The sequence below is a fragment of the Allobosea sp. P4_E12 genome (assembly GCF_056401655.1).
In genome coordinates this window covers 1-1,542 of record NZ_JBFUIY010000123.1, presented here as the reverse complement: position 1 = coordinate 1,542, position 1,542 = coordinate 1, and the positions used below count along the sequence as shown (strand labels likewise).

Sequence of the window (1,542 nt, the reverse complement as noted above, 5' to 3'; positions counted from 1 at the left end):
ATGTTTTCCTTTGCCATGATCTCATTTAATAGTTTTCGTGAAAAGAAAAGATACCGGCTTAATTTATCCAAAGTGTCCTCTATTGACCGAAATGCATCGTCAATCTCGCGCGCTCCAAAAAGATCGATATACTCATCTTTATCTCGTATTGAATCCAAATTTTCTAAATCATATGCGGCGAAACTCTTGAAGCTTACTACTTGACTATGATCCGCAGTTTCTACAAATTCGATCCCTCTTGAGATATAGAATGCCTTAATCTTGACTTTTGTTGTGTCGCTTATCGTGCGAAATCCTGATTCAAACTCCGTCAGCGTCCGCTTTCCAACTGCCGCCAATCTGCAAACAGTTTTCATATCGAGATTAAGCATCGCGCGCGCCGCTCTAGCTTGACTAGGTGTCATCAGTTTCATCCGTATTAATGTTGGCCTATACGACTTCCGTTGCGGTCCAATCTCAATCTATCGAGTACAAAGCTGTGCCGATGCTGCCGTGATCTAGGCTGCCATTCAGCGGCAATCAAGAACTCCGCGGGTTTTACGCCGCATTCCGCGGCGAGAGCAACTGTCACTTCCGGCGAGGGTGGGGGGTCTGGCATCTGGATCGGGCGCGGCCAGCTTCTGCGGCCCGCGGACTGCTTGGTCAAGGTTGGCCTCCGCGACGGGCTCGACGTGACGGACGGCGAGCGCGCCCCAACTGACATGGGCACGGACCGGGGCGTGGAGATGGACTACTTCTCCGGTCGCGATCCCGGCGGCCCGCCTGGACCGTGGGTTTCAAAGTTCTAACGGAAACCCTCGGCCGTTTAGGATGCGCGTCAATCACGAATGGGCGGGCAGTGGCTCGTGAAGGCCGTAGCCGACGAACCAGCGGATCGCGATATTGATCACCGCCTCGCGCAGATCCCGTTTGTTATTGCTCAGCGTTATAACGTCAAACTATTAGTATAACGAAAAAAGCCCCGGGTTTCCCCGGGGCTTCCGACTAGGATCGGAGAACCGATCAGAAGTCGCGCTGGATGCGCAGACGGCCGGTGAGGGCGTCGTCCGATTTGATCAGCAGGTTGCCGTTGCGGGTGCCGACGTTGTCGACCTGACCGATGCGGTTCTTCAGCTCAACCTTGGAGTAGAGAACTTCTACGCCGATATCGAGACCCGAAACCGGGGTCCAGACGAGGTTGGTGCCGATGATGAACTCCTTCGGGTCAAGCTTGACCGGGACGTTGCCCTGTTGGGCGAAGAGGCCGTTCTGGACCGCAGCGCCCATGTCGAGCTCGGAGTACGAACCATAGACTTCCGAACGGATGGTCGGGGTCCAGTAGTGCTTCAGGCCAGCAGTGATGGCGAAGCCCTTGGTCAGCTTCGAGCGACCGGTGGTCTGGTCGATGACGATGTCCGCAGCGTTGAGGAAGCCGAGACGGCCGTAGCCGAAGCTGCCGCCGTAGCCGAGGTAGGAATTCATGCCCTCAGCGTAAGCTGCCTGCAACCACAGGACGTCGCCAGCGGCGAGCATCGGCAGGTTGAACTTCAGACCGCCCTGGAT

General features: G+C 55.5%; 2 protein-coding genes. Both read right to left on the bottom strand.

Annotated elements, in window-relative coordinates; all coding sequences use genetic code 11:
- The coding region (locus AC1DW9_RS36590; protein ID WP_476855410.1) for a hypothetical protein at nucleotides 1-404 on the bottom strand (404 nt) is incomplete at its 3' end.
- A 598-nt stretch (nucleotides 405-1,002) separates the two neighbouring features.
- Nucleotides 1,003-1,542, bottom strand: a 540-nt coding sequence (locus AC1DW9_RS36585; protein ID WP_476855409.1) for a porin, incomplete at its 5' end; no start/stop codon positions are given.